We start from the raw sequence: 1,046 nt of genomic DNA, 5'->3' as shown, positions 1-1,046 counted from the left end.
GGGAAGCAAGTAATAGTGAAATAACTCAGTAAGAATTGAGTATTGAACTCGAGCCATGACGACAAAGGCTCGAAGAAGATAGGTAAACGTCAATTTGTGAAAACTAATTACACGATTCATCAATGGGAAGTTAATGAATCGCTGCGTTTTGTAGCTTTCTTTCACATATACTCATAAAGTGATCAAGATCAATCACCCTAAAGGGTAAGCTTGTTAGACTCCTCAGCAAAGAATAAGGCATTAAAAATGCCAAACATTTCTTTTAACTTAGCTGCATAAAGCACAGCAAAACCGTGCAACATAATGTTAATGAGTTATAACTAAGAAATAACGCAATTACGCAATTACGCGAACTTATAGAATTCAATTTTAGAATTACTAACATAAAATATGAGGAATCTATGTCAGACGTTGTGAACAATGCGAACTCTGAAGTAGAAGAGAAAAGCTATAAAGAGCTACACCGCCCTGCTTCTGAATTTGAGAACCGCTCAGATTATCTAGATCACGAACTTCAAATCATGAAGCCTCGCCGCTTTGGCCTAAACCTTCCTGGCCGTGACTTCCGCTTTGAACTAGAAGACCTTGTTCCTGCACTGGCTGGTACCATTGGTATCATCGCGATGTACTCTGCAGTAATGATGTCTTGGGCTGAAGGCCTAACTCAAGCTTGGGATCACGTAAACCTTGGTAAAGACTTTGCGATTGAAGTCGCTCGTGTAGAAATGCTTATCCCTGCACTGCTGTTCTGTATCCTTGCTTCTGGTTTCTTTAACCCTAAAGCTAACCTTGCCGGTAACCACGGCCCAATGATTCCTCTTATTGGTACCATCGCTCTTGCTGGTGCTCACCCTCTTGCATTGGCAATCCTTATCGGTGTCTTCGGTCTTATCCTAAGCTTCCTAAAAGGTGGGTCTAAACTTGTTAACCTTACCTCTGAAGGTACGGCGGGTGGCTTGCTCATCTTCTTGGGTCTAACCGGTACAATGAGCCAAATCAACTCAATTCAAGCTTGGGCTGTTGGTCTTCAGTCTGACACTGTCGCT

The 1,046-nt window shown here is 42.2% G+C and carries 1 protein-coding gene; it reads left to right on the top strand.

Annotated elements, in window-relative coordinates:
- Positions 1-401: 401 nt before the first annotated feature.
- Positions 402-1,046, top strand: a 645-nt coding sequence (locus tag AB4623_RS23970; protein WP_372147517.1) for a DUF3360 family protein, incomplete at its 3' end; no start/stop codon positions are given.

Source organism: Vibrio sp. 10N.222.52.C12 (assembly GCF_041474215.1).
Classification (GTDB): Bacteria; Pseudomonadota; Gammaproteobacteria; order Enterobacterales; family Vibrionaceae; genus Vibrio; species Vibrio crassostreae_C.
The sequence above is the reverse complement of the archived record's forward strand: the minus strand, read 5'-3'. Positions and strand labels throughout refer to the sequence as shown.